Origin of the sequence: Streptomyces sp., assembly GCF_035563135.1 — a bacterium.
Lineage (GTDB): Bacteria > Actinomycetota > Actinomycetes > Streptomycetales > Streptomycetaceae > Streptomyces.
On record NZ_DATMVN010000629.1, the window covers coordinates 1 to 2,517 of the forward strand.

Below are 2,517 nucleotides of genomic sequence, written 5' to 3' on the forward strand. Positions count from 1 at the left end.
CCGCGCTCTGGCACTCGGCGGGGGACGTGGAGCTGGCGGTCCTGCCGCTGGGGACGGACCCGGTGGCCGCCGAGGCGGAGCCGCGCTCCGGTGGCGACACGCAGGACGCGCCGGCCCCCGGGCCCGACGCGGTCTGTGACGGCGAACTCGCCGCACTCGCGGCCGGTCTGACGGTGCCTTCGGGCACCCGCGTGGGCATCAGTTCCGTGGTCGACGGACTCGCCTCCGTCGGCGACGCGCGGCGCCTCGCCGAGACGGCGCTGCGGGCCTGTCCGGCGTCAGGCGGCACCATCCTGCTCGACGAACACCTGCCCGCCGCGCTCGTCGTGTCCTCGCCCGGCCTCGGGACGGCGCTCGCCGACCGGGTCCTCGGGCCGCTGGACCGGCTCGACCCCGCGGACCGTGACGTGATCATCGAGACACTGACCGCATGGCTCGACTCGGACGGCTCGGCGCAGCGGGCCGGGACGAAGCTCTACTGCCACCGCAACACCGTGCTGAACCGGCTGCGGCGCTTCGAGCAGCTGACGGGGCGCTGCCTGACACGGCCCTCGGACGCGGTCGAGGTCTCCCTGGCACTGGCGGCGCGGCGGCTGCTGGCGGACTGAGCGGGGCCGTCCCTGGCGGGACGTGGCGGGGCCGTCCCTGACGGAGCGGGACGTGGCGGGGCCGTCCCTGGCGGGGCGGGACGGGACCCGGTGGTGCAGGGCGGAGCGGGGCCGAGGGTGCCGGGCCGCAGGAATCCGCCCCTCCCCTTTCCGGAACCGGAGATCCGTCCCCCGGCGTGACTGTGCCGTCGCACAGTCCCGCGCCGGGCGGGCTGTACCGGCGCAGCGCCCTTCCTCCACCCCCTGTGCCGCCCATGCTCCGGCTGCTGCCATGGCGCGCATGTCTTCAGCTGCCCCTTGCGGAGCCGTGCCGGCGGAGCGAACCCGGTGAGCGGCGCGATCGACGCCCGCTCCCTGGCCGTGGTCATCTTCCTCGGCTTCGTCGCCGTGTCCCTGCTGCTGTGCGGACTCGCCGCGGCCGACCAGGACGATCCGGAGCACTTCTACGCGGGCGGCGCCACCCTCGGTCCCGTCGGCGCGGGGCTGGCCATCGCCGGGGACTACGTCTCCGCCGCCACACTGCTCTCCACCACCGGGTCCGTCGCGCTCGCCGGCTTCGACGGGCTGCTCTTCGCCCTGGCGACGGTCGCCTCACTGGCCCTGGTCATGCGCCTGTTCGCCGAACGCCTGCGCCGCAAAGGCGTGTTCACCACGGGCGACTTCCTCGCCGACCGGCTCGGCGACAACTCCGTACGCCGTGCGCTGGGCGTGGCCACCCTCGTCGTGCTCGCCCCGCTGCTGCTCGTCCAGCTCACCACCGCAGGCCGCGTGATGACGGCCATGTTCGGGCTGCCCGACGGTGCGCTCACCGGCTGCACCGTCGCCAGCGGCGCGCTGATGGTCTGCTACTCGGCGTTCGGCGGGATGCGGGGCACCGGTTACATCCAGATCCTCAAGGTCGCCGTCGTCCTGGGAACGGTCACCCTGCTCGCGGGGCTCGTCCTCGCACGCTTCGACTGGTCCCCCTTCGCCCTCTTCGACGCCGCGCAGGCAGGCAGCAAGGCGGGCGGCGACTACGCGCGCCCCGGGCTGCAGTTCGGCCACGGACTCGCAGGCAGCCTCGACCTGATCGGCTTCCAGGCCACCCTCGTGCTCGGCGCCGCCTGCATGCCGCACATCATGATGCGGCTCCACCCGGTCCGTGACGCCCGGACCGCCCGCCGGGCCGGCCTCTGGGCCGTGAGCCCCGTCGCCCTGCTGTGCGGCGGGATCGTCGTCGTCGGGCTCGGCGCCTCCGCGCTGATCGGCCGGGACCTGCTGCACGCCGCCGATCCGGCCGGCGGCACCGCCCTGCTGATGGTGACCAGCGCCCTGGACCCCGGTGCTGCCGGGCCGCGCGACAGTCCGCTCTTCGCACTCGTGGCCTGCGCGGCGTTCGCCACCACCCTGGCCGCGGTCGCCGGGATCACCCTGGCCGCGGCCTCGTCCCTGGCCCGCGACTTCACGGCGAAGTCGGGTGCGCAGGGAGAGGGAAGGGCCTCCGGCAGGGAGATCCGGCGCGCCCGCTCGGCCGTCGTCGGGATCGGGGCGCTCGCCGTGCTCCTCTCGGCGTACACCCATGACCGCAACCCCCAGGTGCTGCTCTCCCTGTCCTTCGCGGCGGCGGCCTCGGTCCTGCCGCCCGTCCTGCTGTACGCCCTGTTCCGGCCGGGCTTCAACGCCCGCGGGGTGCGGTGGACCGTGTACGGGACGCTTCCGCTGATCGGGATCCTCATGGCCCTGTCGCCGGCGTTCTCCGGCACACCCGTCGCGTTCTTCCCGGAGTGGGACTTCGGCATCTTCCCGCTCCAGACCCCGGGCCTGGTCACCATCCCGGCGGGATTCCTCCTCGGGCTGCTGGGATCGGCCCGGGACCCGGACGCGGCACCGGAGGACCGGCATCGCCACCGGGCCCGCCGGGCGCCCGTAC

General features: G+C 74.9%; 2 protein-coding genes. Both read left to right on the forward strand.

The window, feature by feature from the left end:
• Positions 1 to 608, forward strand: a 608-nt coding sequence (locus VN520_RS28100) for a helix-turn-helix domain-containing protein (protein WP_325749760.1), incomplete at its 5' end; no start/stop codon positions are given.
• A 327-nt stretch (positions 609 to 935) separates the two neighbouring features.
• On the forward strand, positions 936 to 2,517 hold a 1,582-nt coding region (locus VN520_RS28105; RefSeq protein ID WP_325749761.1), incomplete at its 3' end, for a cation acetate symporter.